16 protein-coding genes are annotated in these 16,608 nt (G+C 57.4%); 13 read left to right on the top strand and 3 right to left on the bottom strand.

The window, feature by feature from the left end; genetic code table 11:
• The first annotated feature begins 268 nt into the window (after nt 1-268).
• A complete protein-coding gene (locus tag B498_RS17345) occupies nt 269-1,222 on the top strand; it encodes a nickel/cobalt transporter (RefSeq protein WP_008500073.1) in 954 nt (317 codons plus the stop codon).
• Between the two features lie 32 nt (nt 1,223-1,254).
• Here the strand turns inward: B498_RS17345 and proP are convergent, their stop codons facing one another.
• Entirely contained in the window at nt 1,255-2,757 is a 1,503-nt protein-coding gene (proP, locus tag B498_RS17350; RefSeq protein ID WP_008500072.1) for a glycine betaine/L-proline transporter ProP, read from the bottom strand.
• Nucleotides 2,758-3,407: 650 nt separating this feature from the next.
• Between proP and kdgT the strand changes: the two genes are divergently transcribed.
• Entirely contained in the window at nt 3,408-4,400 is a 993-nt protein-coding gene (gene kdgT, locus B498_RS17355) for a 2-keto-3-deoxygluconate transporter (protein ID WP_008500071.1), read from the top strand.
• Nucleotides 4,401-4,457: 57 nt separating this feature from the next.
• Here the strand turns inward: kdgT and B498_RS17360 are convergent, their stop codons facing one another.
• Both B498_RS17360 and crfC read right to left on the bottom strand, forming a co-directional pair.
• Complete coding sequence (locus B498_RS17360; protein WP_008500070.1) at nt 4,458-5,333, bottom strand: diguanylate cyclase regulator RdcB family protein; 876 nt, start codon at nt 5,331-5,333, stop codon at nt 4,458-4,460.
• On the bottom strand, nt 5,330-7,675 hold the full coding sequence (gene crfC, locus B498_RS17365) for a clamp-binding protein CrfC (protein WP_008500069.1): 2,346 nt from the start codon (nt 7,673-7,675) through the stop codon (nt 5,330-5,332). The genes B498_RS17360 and crfC overlap by 4 nt, the downstream gene beginning before the upstream one ends.
• A 594-nt stretch (nt 7,676-8,269) precedes the next feature.
• Between crfC and B498_RS17370 the strand changes: the two genes are divergently transcribed.
• The 11 genes from B498_RS17370 to phnK all read left to right on the top strand — a co-directional run bounded on the left by B498_RS17370 (nt 8,270) and on the right by phnK (nt 16,488).
• Nucleotides 8,270-8,605, top strand: a complete 336-nt coding sequence (locus B498_RS17370) for a zinc ribbon domain-containing protein YjdM (RefSeq protein ID WP_008500067.1) — start codon at nt 8,270-8,272, stop codon at nt 8,603-8,605.
• Between the two features lie 123 nt (nt 8,606-8,728).
• Nucleotides 8,729-9,169 (top strand): VOC family metalloprotein YjdN, encoded by a 441-nt coding sequence (yjdN, locus tag B498_RS17375; RefSeq protein ID WP_008500066.1) that lies wholly within the window; start codon nt 8,729-8,731, stop codon nt 9,167-9,169.
• Between the two features lie 173 nt (nt 9,170-9,342).
• Nucleotides 9,343-10,131 carry a phosphonate ABC transporter ATP-binding protein gene (phnC, locus tag B498_RS17380; RefSeq protein ID WP_008500065.1) on the top strand — a complete coding sequence of 263 codons (789 nt, stop codon included), beginning with the start codon at nt 9,343-9,345 and terminating at the stop codon, nt 10,129-10,131.
• A 24-nt stretch (nt 10,132-10,155) separates the two neighbouring features.
• Nucleotides 10,156-11,172 carry a phosphonate ABC transporter substrate-binding protein gene (gene phnD, locus B498_RS17385; protein ID WP_008500064.1) on the top strand — a complete coding sequence of 339 codons (1,017 nt, stop codon included), beginning with the start codon at nt 10,156-10,158 and terminating at the stop codon, nt 11,170-11,172.
• A 102-nt stretch (nt 11,173-11,274) separates the two neighbouring features.
• Nucleotides 11,275-12,054 (top strand): phosphonate ABC transporter, permease protein PhnE, encoded by a 780-nt coding sequence (gene phnE / locus B498_RS17390; RefSeq protein ID WP_008500063.1) that lies wholly within the window; start codon nt 11,275-11,277, stop codon nt 12,052-12,054.
• Nucleotides 12,055-12,074: 20 nt separating this feature from the next.
• Complete coding sequence (gene phnF / locus B498_RS17395) at nt 12,075-12,800, top strand: phosphonate metabolism transcriptional regulator PhnF (RefSeq protein WP_008500062.1); 726 nt, start codon at nt 12,075-12,077, stop codon at nt 12,798-12,800.
• The gene (phnG, locus tag B498_RS17400; protein WP_008500061.1) at nt 12,801-13,253 is read left to right on the top strand and encodes a phosphonate C-P lyase system protein PhnG; all 453 of its coding nucleotides are present in this window, start codon (nt 12,801-12,803) and stop codon (nt 13,251-13,253) included.
• The gene (gene phnH / locus B498_RS17405; RefSeq protein ID WP_008500060.1) at nt 13,250-13,834 is read left to right on the top strand and encodes a phosphonate C-P lyase system protein PhnH; all 585 of its coding nucleotides are present in this window, start codon (nt 13,250-13,252) and stop codon (nt 13,832-13,834) included. Before phnG ends, phnH begins: the two co-directional genes overlap by 4 nt.
• Nucleotides 13,834-14,898, top strand: a complete 1,065-nt coding sequence (locus tag B498_RS17410) for a carbon-phosphorus lyase complex subunit PhnI (protein ID WP_008500059.1) — start codon at nt 13,834-13,836, stop codon at nt 14,896-14,898. The genes phnH and B498_RS17410 overlap by 1 nt, the downstream gene beginning before the upstream one ends.
• Complete coding sequence (locus B498_RS17415; RefSeq protein ID WP_008500058.1) at nt 14,891-15,736, top strand: alpha-D-ribose 1-methylphosphonate 5-phosphate C-P-lyase PhnJ; 846 nt, start codon at nt 14,891-14,893, stop codon at nt 15,734-15,736. Before B498_RS17410 ends, B498_RS17415 begins: the two co-directional genes overlap by 8 nt.
• On the top strand, nt 15,733-16,488 hold the full coding sequence (phnK, locus tag B498_RS17420; protein WP_008500057.1) for a phosphonate C-P lyase system protein PhnK: 756 nt from the start codon (nt 15,733-15,735) through the stop codon (nt 16,486-16,488). Before B498_RS17415 ends, phnK begins: the two co-directional genes overlap by 4 nt.
• The last annotated feature ends 120 nt before the right edge of the window (nt 16,489-16,608 follow it).

Genomic DNA, 16,608 nt, shown 5'->3' with positions numbered 1-16,608 from the left:
TTTTTCTCTTCAACCGACCGGGCTGTTTGTGAAGTGATTCACATCCGCCGTGTCGATGGAGGCGCATTATAGGGAGTTCGCGAACGACCGCAACCGAAAAGTTGCAAAAAAATGACTGACTGCTGCATTCCCCAGCAAAACCCCGCCTTATACCCATTTATGCACAATGTTATCCACAATTCTGCACGGATCCCAATGCGATCCCACGAACTGAGCGGGAAGATCAACTATACTGGCGGCAAATACTCTTCTCTGTGCAGGCCGCTTCATGACTACACAACGCCTCACCCGTGACTGGCGTCTCCCTACCGCTGGGTTGATGCTGCTGGCAATTCTCTTTGCCGGTTTTACCCTGCATGCGCACTGGAACGCCTTTATCCAGTGGTGTCTCGCCACGCAAATTACCCTGCACCGCTATCTGGTGATGTACCTGCTGCAGCTAAATAACCACCAGTACAGCGGCGGATTATGGTTGTTAACGGGGGCTTTCCTTTATGGCGTACTCCACGCCATTGGCCCCGGGCACGGAAAATTCATTGTGACGACCTATCTGACTACCAATAAGGAAAGCGAGCTGGCCGCCCGGGTCGTCCCTTTCCTGGGCAGCCTGATGCAGGGCGTCAGCGCCATTCTGTTTGTCTTTATCCTGGCGGTAGGATTTAACCTCGCCTCAGGGGATATCAGTACCAGCCGCTGGTATGTGGAGAAGATCAGCGCAGTGCTTATTGGCGCATTCGGCGCATTTGTCATTTACCAGGCGCTGAAGAGCCTGCGCCCGCGCAGGATGTCTGTCTCTGCCATTAAGCCGCTTCATCAGCACGACGAACACTGTGGCTGCGGCCATCACGGCGTAGGTACTGACCTGACGCAGGGCGACTGGAAAACCCGTCTGGGCGTGATACTGGCGATCGGTGCACGCCCGTGCAGCGGGGCGATCATGATCCTGATGTTCTCCAACGCGCTGGGCATTGTTACCTGGGGGATGGCCGCAGTCATGACTATGTCTCTGGGAACCGCGCTCTCTATTATGGGGCTTTCACTGGCTGTACGTTACGCCCGCGAACGCACGGTGGCCTGGTTCGGAGAAAGCGCCTCGTTAAAATGGCTGGTGCCGGCCGTCAAAATTGCCGGAGGGATAGTCCTGATCCTGTTCGCGACGGTGCTGTTCCTGACGGTGATCCCCATCAGCGCCAATGGTGACTACATCGCCGCAGGATGCTAATAAAAGAAAACCCGCCAGCGGCGGGTTTTTTGTTACTCGTTGATGCGTGGATGCTGATCCACCAGTCGGGAACGTTTTTTCTGCAGTTCTTCAATCTCGGCGTCAATATCCTCAATCTTCTGCTCTACATTATCGTAGTGCTCACGGAGGATCTCTTTCGCTTCCTGGATATCCGATGCCGCAGGCGTTGCGCCTTTCAGAGGGCGATTCGCCGTCTCCTTCATAGTAATACCGGTAATCAAACCAATCACCGCGATCACCATCAGGTAATAAGCAGGCATCATCAGGTTCTGCGTGCTCTCCACCAGCGAGGCGGCAAGCGTCGGGGTCAGACCGGCAATCAGCACCGAGATGTTGAAGGCCGCGGCCAGCGCGCTGTAGCGAATATGGGTCGGGAACATCGCGGGCAGCGTTGAGGCCATCACCCCGATAAAGCAGTTAAGGATCACCGCCAGCATCAGCAGACCGGCAAAAATCAGCCCCAGTACATTACTGTTGATCAGAATAAATGCCGGGATGGCGAGGGCAAACAGCGCAACGCTTCCCAGAATAATGAACGGTCGACGACCAAAGCGGTCACTCAACAGGCCCATAATCGGCTGCACAAACAGCATACCCACCATGATGGCGATAATGATCAGCACACCGTGATCTTCCGAGTAGTGCAGGTTATGCGACAGATAGCTCGGCATGTAGGTCAGCAGCATGTAATAGGTCACGTTGGTGGAGATCACCAGACCGATACAGACCAGCAGGCTTCGCCAGTGCTTAGTGGCAATCTCTTTGAACGATACCTTCGGACCGTCCTGCAGCCCTTCGCGGTCACCCTGCTCCAGCTTATCAACGTGCTGCTGGAACGCAGGCGTCTCTTCAAGCGCATGACGCAGGTAGAGGCCAATGATCCCCAGCGGCAGTGCCAGGAAGAATGGTATACGCCAGCCCCAGTCGAGGAAGTTCTCTTCCCCCACCACGGTTGAAATCAGGACCACCACACCCGCGCCCAGGACAAAACCGGCAATGGAGCCGAAGTCCAGCCAGCTTCCCATAAACCCGCGCTTACGGTCAGGAGAATACTCGGCAACGAAGATCGAGGCGCCAGTATATTCACCGCCCACGGAGAAGCCCTGTGCCATCTTACAGATCAGCAGCAGAATCGGTGCCCAAATGCCGATAGTGGCGTAAGACGGTATAAGGCCGATACAGAATGTACTGATCGACATAATGACGATGGTGATAGCCAGGATCTTCTGACGACCATATTTATCACCGAGCATACCGAAGAACAGACCACCCAGCGGGCGAATCAGGAAGGGAACGGAGAACGTACCCAGTGCCGCAATCATCTGCAGGCTGGGATCGGCCCCGGGGAAAAACACTTTACCTAACGCATAGGCCACAAAGCCGTAGACACCAAAATCGAACCATTCCATCGCATTACCGAGCGAGGCTGCGGTAATCGCTTTACGCAGTTTGGCGTCATCAATAATGGTGACGTCGCGAAGCGTGATGGGTTTAATCTTTTTCCTTCTCAGCATAGCTATCCTCGTTGACTCGGCCCTGTCTGTTTCACAGTCCAGTGTGCGTTCTGTGAACCATGGGATCCGCTCCATGCGAATCGCCTTATTCAAGCGTAGCAGGTTTACTTACATTGACGTTTTACGTCGATACAACCGAACCTGTTGACGCCTGCCTGGGCAGTTAATGACCTTTTTACCCTACCAGCGTTTATATTTGTGATCAACTTCACACATATTTCAGCATCAGGTCAACTCAGTCCAGTATTTGTCAATCAGTGCAAATAAGCCCTTTCTCATCCCCGCCTCATGAGCTCTCTCACGCACGTCATGAATTCTTTCGCAACAAAAAAACAAACCACGTTTACTCACATTCAATTTACATAAATTTTCTTCATCAGGAAGCCGCCGATAGTTTTACATTGAATATGTGACAAAGATAACTAAAACGATGTTTTATTTTGATTGAATCAATATTCCAATGATCGCATGATAAATCCGAACACAGCATTTCATGTGTTTTCTAAGAAAGTTAATCGAGAGAAAACATTTATTTTCCTGGCGGGATTATCGAGAAACGCCACTCAAAAACAAATGCCAATCAATTGAATTTATTGACTAATTTTTAACACCGAACGCCCGTCCTGCGGGGTCAGATGTGAGGATTGTCCATGAAGATTAAAGCCACGATAGAACGCATACCCGGCGGTATGATGCTGGTTCCGCTGGTGCTGGGCGCCATCCTGAATACCCTTGCCCCTGATACCGGGGCTTATTTTGGTGGTTTCACAAAAGGCATGATAACGGGCACGGTTCCAATTCTTGCCGTCTGGTTTTTTTGTATCGGTGCATCCATTAATTTGCGGGCGACCGGTACCGTATTACGGAAATCCGGCACGCTGGTAATAACCAAAATAGCGGTAGCCTGGGCGGTGGCGATGATATGCGCGATGTTCATCCCGGAGAATGGAATTCAGACCGGGTTCTTCGCGGGGTTATCGGTACTGGCGATTGTCTCCGCGATGGATATGACTAACGGCGGATTGTACGCCAGCCTGATGAACCAGTACGGGACGAAAGAAGAGTCCGGCGCATTTGTCTTGATGTCTCTCGAATCAGGCCCGCTGATGACGATGCTGATCCTGGGGTCAGCTGGCCTGGCCTCTTTTGAACCCCACCACTTTGTCGGCGCAATCCTGCCCTTCCTGATCGGCTTTGCCCTTGGCAACCTCGATCACGATCTGCGTGATTTCTTCAGCAAAGCCACGCCGGTGCTGATCCCGTTCTTCGGCTTTGCGCTGGGGAACACCATCAACCTGAAGGTTATCCTTGATACCGGCCTGCTGGGTATTGTGCTGGGTGTCGCCGTAATCGTCATTACCGGTATTCCGCTGATCGTTGCCGACCGCGTGATCGGGGGAGGAAACGGCACGGCGGGCGTCGCCGCCTCTTCAGCCGCAGGCGCTGCCGTCGCTAACCCGGTGATTATTGCCCAGATTAACCCGGCCTTCGAACCGGTAGCCGCTTCAGCGACGGCGCTGGTTGCCGCCAGCGTGATTGTCACTGCGCTACTGGTGCCGATCATCACGGCGCTATATGCGAAACGCTACGCCAATGCCCCCGAGCAGAATATCGAACGAAAAGCGGTCGAACTCCGCCATTAATACACTGCACCAAACCCTCCCCTCTTCCCTGCGGGGAGAGGGTGAGGGGTAAGGGATTTACCCAAAAATCTCTTCTACCATCCCGTCCACCAGCCGTTTTGCCGAACAGAGCCTCGGCATCCCCAGTGCGACGGTCTGCCAGTTTTGCGTCACTGACCAGCTCACCGGATGCTTATCCGCCTGACACCAGTCCCCCAGCCAGCCCAGCATGTCTTTATGATCGATCGATCCGGGAGAAGCAGGCGCTGTCAGCCACTGGTGATAAAAATGGCGGGTCGTGGGTGAGGCATTAATGCCCTGCGCCAGATAGTTAGCCGCCATGCTGCGCAGGTTATCCTTAAGCATGGCCGCCACATCTTCTTTCGCGAGGCGGCATGCGTCGCCAAATGCTCCCCAGCGCAGCTCTTCCAGAACGATAAAACAGCGTCCGGCCAGCGACCAGCCATCATAATGTCCGGCCCGCCAGCGGGTAAAAATTTGCTCGCTGTGCTCACCCGCCTGCACCGTTAGCCCGCGCTGGGTCAGCGCCTTTTCTTTCCAGGCTGCGCGTTGGGTAAAATGAGACACGAGATCGGCGTACTGCTGCGTCAGTCCGGGAGACTGCAGGGTGCGTGGGTGAGTCTGCTGACGCAGCGCAATCAGCTTCTCTGCCATCAGCGTCAGCGCGAGATGGCCCGGATCAAGCATCCCGGCCAGCTTTTCCGCCAGCCCCAGGCGCAGCGCCGCATTTTCATTGAGCATCCCCGCCATCGCCCAGGGGCGTAGCCGGGTATGCGTCATGATTTCCTGCGTCAAACGCTCGCGAAACTGCAGCTGCTGTGGTCCCAGGCGAGGATGACGCGCCGCGTCTCCCCCCTGCACCAGATCGACCATAAATTTTGGATTAATACACTCCAGCGTTCGCCCGGGGCCGTCCAGTAGTGGTGTTGTCATGGTTGCTCTGCCGCGAATAGAGTTTGAATATCATCGCGTAACAGTCGGGTATCTTCCTGTATCCACGTCGCAGTAGTGATGCTTTGCTTCAACAACTGGCAGAGCGCTCGGGTTGAGTGCTCATTTTGCTGACGCACTGCGAGGCTATCACGCAAGCTTTCCTGTAACCCGGTCAGGCACAACGAAAATTCTGCAAAGAACGTCGCCATTCCTGCCGTAACAGAGACATCGACCTGCGCGGACAAAGCTTTACGTATTTGTTCACAAAACTGATCAATATGTTGCTTAAATTTGTCATGTAGCTGCGCAATGTCGATAACATAGCGCGTGCGCGTTTCCACATACTCGTCCCAGCCCCAGCCAGGATTATTGAGCCAGCGAGAGACCGTTTCGCGCATGCTGCTCCCGCCGGAAGGCGGGGCGGCCTGGCTGTCGTCCTGCGCAATCGCATCGTTAAACAGCGCTCGCGTATTGAAGTTAAGCTGGCTTGCCTGAAACGCCGGGAAGCTGATCCGCGCCCGAAAACCCGCATGGCTCAGATGCTCTTTAATACGCGTTTCAATGGGACGCATGGCTTCGTTAAGAGAACGCGCCAGGGTGGACTCCAGCTGATCGAAGCGTAACGCCAGCTCACGGCCGATTTTCATCTGGGCATCCTGCATCACCCGCTCGCAGGAAGCGCGTAATTTACTCAGCGCAATCTGCGCCTGCCCTTCATCGTCCAGCACCAGCTGCTTCACCCTCTCACCGCGAAGTTGCTGCCGTTCGGTGCCTGCCGAATCAAGAATCGGGGGCGTGCTGAACACCTGGTCAATCGCCTGGTGAAGCGCGGTTTTTTGGGATCCCATAAAGTCTGCGGTGGCGTTCAGCGCTTCCTCAACCTCGTGTTTCACCTCATCGCTCACTACGCGCTGACGCGTCTGCAAAAGCGCCATGTCCTCTTCCAGACGTGCGATATTCAGCTCCAGCGCCTCAAAGGCCACCGTCAGCCCCTGATAGCGGAAATCGAGATACTCGCGGGCGTTTTGCGCGTAGTTAAGAAGCTTATGCGAGGCCGAACGCAGCGCGTATAGCGAGGCATTGGCATAGGCGGCGTAAATCAGTTTCCGTATCGGTTGCTCGAAGAGCGAATCTTCCCAGAGCAAATCGGCAGAATGTCGGATATGGTCGATATCGTCCAGATCCGCCGTACGCCAGCGTCGCCCGAGCGCCGCTTCGGCAAAATCCTGCACCCAGGGTTGCTCCTGATGATCCGGCAGTCGTCCATGCGAACTTAGCTCATAGCGCGCGCGGTTCGCCAGATACGCCCACATGGACGACACGGGGTAAATCTGGCCGGGCGAAATATTGCCTTTCATTAAGGTGCCGGAGATCATCGCCCGAATCTGTTCTTCATCATCGCTATTGCGATCTTTCTGATCGAATTTATTGACCAGCGCATACAGCGGCACCGATTTTCCCGCCGCGGAAATCGCCTGGCGGACTTCTTCATCAGAAATGGATTTAAGCTGGGTATAATCCATCACGGCCAGCACCGCCGATGCGCGGGACAACTGCTCGCTGAGCATTTTTTGCAGATGCGGCTGTCCGGCCTCGTTCGGCCCGGGCGTATCGAGCAGCGTCAGCTGCCCGAGGTGGGCATCCAGGCCCGCAAGATGCACGAACTCCACTTCAATTACCGGGATATGTTCAATAGCCGTATATTCAGAGAACGGAAACTCAACACCCAGCGCCTGGGAAAGTCTCACCAGATCGTTGAGGCTTTTCAGACAATGAAATATCGGCTGCGCGCCCAGGTGATGCTTCTCAAACGCTTCCCCTTTTTCAATGCGCTCCAGCAGCGTATTCATGTCTTTATCAATTTCCAGACGCTGAGCCAGCTTCCCGCGGTCGTAATCACAGAGCTGTTTCTGAAGCAGTTGGATCAATTCATCAATCGGGGAGGCATGAGAGAAATGCAGCACCGGTTCCTTCTGACCCGGCGTGTGGCGAATCAACGTCGGAAGCGCCGTCATTGGACGATTGCGGTTCGGCAACACTTCGGTACCCACAATCGCATTAATGGTGGTCGATTTCCCCGCTTTCATGGTGCCAACAATGGCCAGGACCATTTCCAGCCGGGTTATTTTGCGTAATTCATTATTCAGCATCGCCTGCTGGGCGTCGACACCGCGCGCGCTAAAATGCAAAGGTAAAACGTTGTTTGTTTCGCCAGTAATAGCAGCCTCTGTGCTCTCCAGCATCTCAGTGGGCATTGATTTCAACGTATCAAGATTTTGCAGGGCAAGCTGTAACAAACGCTCGGCTTCCTGGCTTAATTCAAAAATGGTCTGTGTGTGCATGATAAAAGCCTTTCCTTAACGCAAATTTATTACTTTTATTAAGCCACTGGTTTTAATTATGTTGTTCAGGCTTATATGATCACGTGTGGAAAACATGTTCGCCGAAATATAACTGATTGAAGATAATCAGGAATAATTCCCTATCCTTGCATGGCGTGTAGAACTCTTCTCCAGGCCTGATAGCCAAAAGAAAAAAGCGTAGCCCATTTTTAAGAAACTTCAGGATATATCACCATTATTTACCCACCTAAAAAGAGAGGTAATGCACCACTGCCATAAGATATGTATGGCAGCAAAGTCCGGAGATAAATAACAATGTGTCGCTTCACCTTATCCGAAATGGCAGAGCGTAGCAATTTGCTGCAATAAAATATTCGATATATTTATCGTCATTTCTTCCCACCGTGTTAATGGACATAAGCTTCGCGTAACTGACTGACAGAACGTGTCACTCCCGATACGCTTTTTGGCTTTTTTAATTCACAATATCACCGACAACGGTGTGGATTTGCGCTATACTTGCCGCCTTTTTCGGCACCCTGCCGTCATTTAGCTGGCACTTTCCAGCGCGTTTACACTTTTGAGGATACCGATATGTCTCTCCCACACTGCCCAAAATGCAATTCTGAATACACCTATGAAGATAATGGCATGTTCATCTGCCCGGAATGCGCTCATGAATGGAATGATGCCGAGCCGGCTCAGGATGCTGATGCGCTCATCGTAAAAGATGCGAACGGCAACCTGCTGGCGGACGGTGACAGCGTTACCGTCGTTAAGGACCTGAAGGTGAAAGGCAGTTCTTCCATGCTGAAGATCGGCACCAAAGTGAAGAATATCCGTCTGGTTGAAGGCGATCATAATATCGACTGCAAAATTGACGGCTTCGGTCCAATGAAATTGAAATCTGAGTTCGTGAAAAAGAACTGATTTTCCACCTGTACGCCCGGTAAGCGAAGCGCCACCGGGCGCTTTTGCCGGATGCGCTACGCTTATCCGGCCTACAAAAAAAGAACTAAACTTAACGGGCTTTTCTTACGTGAGGTAAAGATTATGCCGTTAAGTCCCTACATCTCTTTCGCCGGCAACTGCGCTGAGGCCACCGCCTTTTACCAGCAAGCCGTCGGCGCAGAACTTCTCTATAAAATTACCTTCGGCGAAATGCCAAAAAGCGATAACAGCGAAGAAGGCTGTCCGTCCGGTATGCAGTTTCCGGATTCGGCTATCGCCCACTCCAACGTCCGCATTGCGGGCAGCGATATCATGATGAGCGACGGGATGCCGCCCGGCAGCAACGCGCAGTACGCGGGCTTCACGCTGGTGCTCGACACGCAGGATGTGTCAGAAGGCAAGCGCTGGTTCGACAACCTCGCCGCGGGCGGGAACATCGACATGGCGTGGCAGGAGACCTTCTGGGCGCACGGTTTCGGTAAAGTCACCGACCAATACGGCGTGCCGTGGATGATTAACGTCGTCAAGCAACAAACGTCGTAGGCAGGACACGCGCAGCGCAGCCGGCAACAGCGACCGGTGGCGCTGCGCTGACCGGGCCTACGGTGATTGTCATCAAACTCCGCTCAACTCTTCAAACTCCCGCAACCTGCACTTAACCCAAATGTCACATTGATGCGCCAGCATGAGGCCACATTTATCGTGAGGCCCCGCACATGCAAACTGTCATCCGCGTCGAGAAACTGAGCAAGACCTTCAATCATAACAAGGCTCTGCATGCCGTTGATCTGACCGTCCGGCAGGGCGACATGGTGGCGCTTCTCGGGCCTTCTGGCTCGGGTAAATCCACCCTTCTGCGCCATTTGAGCGGGCTTATCACCGGCGATAAAACGCCGGAAAGCCACGTCGAGCTGCTGGGCAATACCGTGCAGCGCGCCGGGCGTCTGGCGAGCGATATCCGCAAGAGCCGCGCCCAGACGGGCTGCATCTTCCAGCAGTTCAACCTGGTAAACCGCCTGACGGTGCTGGAGAACGTGCTGATTGGCGCGCTCGGCAGCACCCCGTTCTGGCGCACCTGTCTGCGCTGGTTCACCCCTTCCCAGAAGCAGGAAGCCTTACAGGCGCTGACCCGCGTCGGTATGGCGCATTTCGCCCACCAGCGCGTCTCCACCCTGTCCGGCGGGCAGCAGCAGCGCGTGGCGATTGCGCGCGCGCTGATGCAAAAAGCGCAAATCATCCTTGCTGACGAACCCATCGCCTCGCTGGACCCGGAGTCCGCCCGCATCGTGATGGAGACCCTGCGCGACATTAACCAGAACGACGGCATTACCGTGGTGGTCACGCTCCATCAGGTGGATTACGCCCTGCGCTACTGCGAACGCATCGTCGCCCTGCGTCAGGGGCACGTGTTCTTTGATGGCGCGAGCCATCAGTTTGATAACGAACGTTTTGACCATCTCTACCGCAGCATTAACCGCGTCGAAGAGAACGCGCAGGCTGCTTAAATAAACCCGATCCGAGGAAAGTACATGAGCTACAAAGCCGTTGCCGCGCTGGCCTTTACCAGCATGTTCAGCCTCAGCACCCTGTTAAGCCCGGCGTATGCGGAAGAGCAGGAAAAAGCGCTGAACTTCGGCATTATTTCGACGGAATCACAGCAAAACCTGAAACCTCAGTGGGAACCGTTCCTGAAAGATATGGAAACCAAGCTGGGGATCAAAGTGAACGCCTTCTTCGCCCCGGACTACGCGGGCATCATCCAGGGGATGCGCTTTAATAAAGTGGACATCGCCTGGTACGGCAACCTCTCCGCCATGGAAGCGGTGGACCGCGCGAACGGCCAGGTCTTTGCCCAGACCGTCGCGGCAGATGGCTCCCCGGGCTACTGGAGCGTGCTGATCGTCAACAAAGATAGCCCGATCAACAACCTCAACGACATGCTCGCCAAACGTAAAGAGCTGACCTTCGGCAACGGCGATCCGAACTCTACCTCCGGCTACCTTGTCCCTGGCTACTACGTCTTCGCCAAAAACAACGCCTCCGCCAGCGACTTCAAGCGCACGGTAAACGCCAGCCATGAAACCAACGCTCTGGCCGTGGCCAACAAGCAGGTGGACGTTGCCACCAACAACACCGAGAACCTCGACAAGCTGAAGACCTCCGCACCGGACAAGCTGAAAGAGCTGAAGGTTATCTGGAAATCCCCGCTGATCCCCGGCGACCCGATCGTGTGGCGTAAAAACCTGTCCGAAAGCACCAAGGACAAGGTGTACGACTTCTTTATGACCTATGGCAAAACGCCGGAAGAGAAAGCAGTTCTGGAACGTCTGGGCTGGGCACCGTTCCGCCCGTCAAGCGACCTGCAGCTGGTCCCGATTCGCCAGCTGGCGCTGTTTAAAGAGATGCAGGGCGTGAAGGACAACAAAGGCCTGAAGGACGAGGAGAAGACCAGCAAAGTGGCCGCGATTCAGGCTCAGCTTGAAGACCTCGACCGCCTGACCGCCGCGCTCGGCGCGATGACCAGCGTGAATAAAGCGGTGCAGTAACGCTTTTCGCCCGGTGGCGCTGCGCTTACCGGGCCTACATTTTGGATCGTAGGCCGGATAAGCGTAGCGCCATCCGGCACACAAAGACCTGCGGAGTAACACATGCAAACCATCACCCTCCCGCCGCCGAAGCGCAGCTGGTTCTCGCTCATAAGCTGGGCCATCCTGCTGGCGGTGCTGGTTATCTCCTGGAAGGGCGCGGAAATGGACCCGCTGCTGCTCTTCAAAGACGCGGGCAATATGGCGACCTTCGCTGCCGACTTCTTCCCGCCGGACTTCAGCCAGTGGCAGGACTACCTCAGTGAAATGGCGGTCACCCTGCAAATCGCCGTCTGGGGCACCGCGCTGGCCGTTATTCTCTCCATTCCGTTTGGCCTGATGAGCGCTGAAAACATCGTGCCGTGGTGGGTATACCAGCCCATGCGCCGCCTGATGGACGCCTGTCGGGCGATCAACGAAATGGTCTTTGCGATGCTGTTCGTGGTCGCCGTCGGCCTCGGTCCGTTCGCGGGCGTCATGGCGCTGTTCATTCACACCACCGGCGTGCTCTCCAAGCTGCTTTCCGAGGCGGTCGAAGCCATCGAGCCCGGCCCGGTGGAAGGCATTCGCGCCACCGGCGCCAATAAAATCGAAGAGATCCTCTACGGCGTCCTGCCGCAGGTGATGCCGTTACTCATCTCCTACTCCCTGTACCGCTTTGAGTCCAACGTCCGCTCCGCCACCGTCGTCGGCATGGTCGGCGCAGGCGGGATTGGCGTCACCCTGTGGGAAGCGATTCGCGGTTTCCAGTTCCAGCAAACCTGCGCCCTGATGGTGCTCATCATCGTCACCGTCAGCCTGCTGGATTTCCTCTCTCAACGTTTGCGTAAGCACTTCATCTGAGAAGCGAGGCTTTGTTTTCTATGCACTTATCCAGACATCCGACCAGTTTCCCCACCCGCTGGCAAGAGATCGCGGCAAAGCTCGAAGTGGAGCTGCGCACGCACTACCGCTGCGGAGACTACCTTCCTGCCGAGCAGCAGCTTGCCGACCGCTATGAGGTGAACCGACACACACTGCGCCGCGCCATTGACCAGCTGGTCGAGCGCGGCTGGGTGCAGCGCCGTCAGGGCGTGGGCGTGCTGGTGCTGATGCGCCCGTTCGACTACCCGCTTAACGCCCAGGCGCGCTTTAGCCAGAACCTGCTGGATCAGGGCAGCCACCCGACCAGCGAAAAGCTGCTCTCGGTGCTACGTCCGGCCTCCAGCCACGTGGCGGACGCGCTGGGTATTCAGGAGGGCGACAACGTCATCCACCTGCGCACGCTGCGCCGGGTCAACGGCGTGGCGGTGTGCCAGATCGATCACTACTTCGCGGACCTCACCCTCTGGCCGGTGCTGCAGAATTTCTCCAGCGGATCGCTGCATGATTTTCTCCAGAATGCGACAGGCATTGCGCTGAAACGCACCCAGACGCGCATCAGCGCCCGCCGCGCGCAGGCGAAAGAGAGCAAGGTGCTGGAGATCCCCAATATGGCCCCGCTGCTCTGCGTGCGCACCCTCAACCACCGTGACGGCGAGATCGACGCGACGGAATACTCCGTCAGTCTGACCCGCGCCGACATGATCGAATTCACCATGGAGCACTGAATGCACTTCGACACCGCCACCCGACAGCGCTGGATGCGCGTGCTGGCCCACAGCCAGCCTGCTGCGCTCTCTGCCCGCATGAACGCCCTTAGCCTGGCTCCCGGGTACGACCTCCTCCGCGCGCCGGAGATCGGCCTCGTTCAGATCCAGGCGCGCATGGGCGGCACCGGCGAGCGCTTCTTCGCCGGGGATGTCACCCTCACCCGCGCCGCGATCCGCCTGCACAGCGGCACGCTGGGCTACGGCTACGTGCTGGGGCGTGATAAAGCCCACGCCGAGCGCTGCGCGGTCATCGACGCCCTTTTGCAGGAACCCCCGCATTTCCAGACGCTGATGGAAACCCTTATTTCCCCGCTGGAGGCCGACCGCGCCGCACGCCTTGCCGCGCGTCAGGCCGAAGTGAATACCAGCCGGGTCGACTTCTTTACGCTCGTTCGCGGAGACAACGCATGACGCTTCAACCCGCTTTTACCCTGGCCGTCCAGGATGCCCAACACAGTTTTCGTCGCCTGCTGAAAGCCATGAGCGAGCCGGGCGTGATTGTCTCGCTGCACCAGCTCTCTCAGGGCTGGCTGCCGCTGAACCTGGCGACAACCAGCGTGCTGCTCACCCTGGCCGACAACGATACCCCGGTATGGCTTTCGGGCGCGCTGTCGAACGATATCGCCAACCAGAACCTGCGTTTTCACACCGGCGCCCCGCTTGTTGAACAGCCGCAGCAGGCAATCTTTGCCGTGGCCGACGAACAAATCAGCCATGAACAGCTGAATGCCCTGAGCGAAGGCACCGCCGTCGCCCCGGAAACCAGCGCCACGCTGATTTTGCAGGTCGCCAGCCTGAGCGGCGGCCGCATGCTGCGCCTGACGGGCGCAGGCATCGCCGACGAGCGCATGGTCGCGCCGCAGCTGCCGGAGTGCATCATTCACGAGCTGACCGAGCGCCCGCACCCGTTCCCGCTGGGCATTGACCTGATCCTGACCTGCGGCGAGCGCCTGCTGGCCATCCCGCGGACCACCCACGTGGAGGTGTGCTGATGTACGTTGCCGTCAAAGGGGGCGAGAAGGCCATCGCCGCCGCCCATGCGCTGCAGGCGCACAGACGACGGGGTGATGAACAGCTCCCTGAGCTGAGCGTCGCCCAGATTGAACAGCAGCTTAATCTCGCCGTCGATCGGGTGATGACCGAGGGCGGTATCGCCGACCGCGAGCTGGCGGCGCTGGCCCTCAAGCAGGCCAGCGGCGATAACGTGGAAGCCATCTTCCTGCTGCGCGCCTACCGCACCACGCTGGCGAAGCTGGCGGTCAGCGAACCCATCAACACGGCGGAGATGCGCCTGGAGCGTCGCATTTCTGCCGTTTATAAAGACATTCCCGGCGGCCAGCGGCTCGGCCCTACCTATGACTACACCCATCGCCTGCTGGATTTTACCCTGCTGGCGAACGGCGAGGCGACACGACTCAGCACCTCTGACGCCGAACAGGAACCGTCTCCGCACGTCTTCAGCCTGCTGGCGAAACAGGGCCAGGCGAAGGCGGAAGAGGACTCCGGCGCGCAGCCGGATGACATCACCCGCACGCCGCCGGTTTACCCGTGCTCGCGCTCGTCCCGCCTGCAGCAGCTGATGCGCGGCGACGAAGGCTATCTGCTGGCGCTGGCCTACTCCACCCAGCGTGGCTACGGGCGCAACCACCCGTTTGCCGCCGAAATTCGCAGCGGCTATATCGACGTCGAAATCGTGCCGGAAGAGCTGGGTTTTGCCGTAAACGTCGGCGAACTGCTGATGACCGAGTGTGAAATGGTGAACGGTTTTGTCGCGCCCGAAAATGAAGACCCGCACTTTACCCGCGGCTACGGGCTGGTGTTTGGCCTCGGCGAACGCAAGGCGATGGCCATGGCGCTGGTCGACCGCGCCCTGCAGGCACCGGACTACGGCGAGCACGTTGCTGGCCCGGCGCAGGACGAAGAGTTTGTGCTGGCCCACGCGGATAACGTCGAGGCCGCGGGCTTCGTCTCGCACCTCAAGCTGCCGCACTACGTCGATTTCCAGGCCGAACTGGAACTGCTGAAACGCCTGCAACGGGAGCGCAAACATGGCTAACTTAAGCGGCTACAACTTTGCCTATCTGGACGAGCAAACCAAACGCATGATCCGGCGCGCCATCTTAAAAGCGGTGGCGATTCCTGGCTATCAGGTGCCGTTCGGCGGCCGAGAAATGCCGATGCCCTACGGCTGGGGGACGGGCGGCATCCAGATTACCGCCAGCGTGATCGGCGAGGCGGACGTGCTGAAGGTCATCGACCAGGGCGCCGACGACACCACCAACGCCGTATCGATCCGCACCTTCTTTCAGCGGGTAACGGGCGTCGCGACCACCGAAAAAACCGAAGACGCGACGCTGATCCAGACCCGCCACCGCATTCCGGAAACCCCGCTCACGGAAGATCAGATTTTGATTTTTCAGGTGCCGATCCCGGAGCCGCTGCGCTTTATCGAGCCGCGCGAAACCGAAACCCGCACCATGCACGCCCTGGAAGAGTACGGCGTGATGCAGGTGAAGCTGTATGAGGATATCGCCCGCTTCGGCCATATCGCCACCACCTACGCCTACCCGGTGAAGGTGAACGGCCGCTACGTGATGGACCCGTCGCCGATCCCGAAATTCGATAACCCAAAGATGGACATGATGCCCGCCCTGCAGCTGTTCGGCGCCGGACGCGAGAAACGCATCTACGCCGTACCGCCGTACACCCGTGTAGAGAGTCTCGATTTTGACGATCACCCGTTTACGGTGCAGGAGTGGGACGAGCCGTGCGCCATCTGCGGATCCAAACACAGCTACCTGGACGAAGTGGTGCTGGACGACACGGGCAAACGGATGTTTGTCTGCTCCGACACCGATTTCTGCCGCCAACAGAGCGAGGCGAACGGCCAATGAAACCGCTGCTTTCGGTAAATCACCTGACCCACCTGTATGCGCCGGGCAAAGGCTTTAGCGACGTGTCGTTCGAGCTGTGGCCGGGCGAAGTGCTGGGCATTGTCGGCGAGTCCGGTTCCGGCAAAACCACTCTGCTGAAATCCATCTCCGCGCGCCTGACGCCGCAGAACGGCGACATTTTGTATGAGGGCGCCTCGCTCTACGGCATGAGCGAGGCCGAGCGCCGCCGCCTGCTGCGCACCGAGTGGGGCGTGGTGCACCAGCACCCGATGGACGGCCTGCGCCGTCAGGTCTCTGCCGGAGGCAATATCGGCGAACGCCTGATGGCAACCGGCGCGCGCCACTACGGCAATATCCGCGCTACGGCGCAACACTGGCTGGAAGAAGTGGAAATCCCCGCCTCGCGTATCGACGACCTGCCGACAACCTTCTCCGGCGGCATGCAGCAGCGTTTACAGATTGCCCGCAACCTGGTCACGCACCCGAAGCTGGTGTTTATGGATGAACCCACCGGCGGGCTGGACGTCTCGGTGCAGGCCCGCCTGCTCGACCTGCTGCGCGGCCTGGTGGTAGAGCTGAACCTGGCAGTGGTGATTGTCACCCACGATTTGGGCGTCGCGCGCCTGCTGGCGGACCGCCTGCTGGTAATGAAGCAGGGTCAGGTGGTGGAAAGTGGGTTAACCGACCGCGTGCTCGACGATCCCCATCATCCGTACACCCAGCTTCTGGTGTCGTCCGTGTTGCAGAACTGAGGGGCTGTTGCCGGGTGGCGCTGCGCTTACCCGGCCTACGAATAGCGCACCTGTAGGCCGGGTAAGGCGAAGCCGCCACCCGGCAACGCGAACACCGCACCTTGTAGGCCGGGTAAGGCG

Origin of the sequence: Enterobacter sp. SST3 (genome assembly GCF_000286655.1) — a bacterium.
Taxonomy (GTDB): domain Bacteria; phylum Pseudomonadota; class Gammaproteobacteria; order Enterobacterales; family Enterobacteriaceae; genus Enterobacter; species Enterobacter roggenkampii.
The sequence above is the reverse complement of the archived record's forward strand: the minus strand, read 5'-3'. Positions and strand labels throughout refer to the sequence as shown.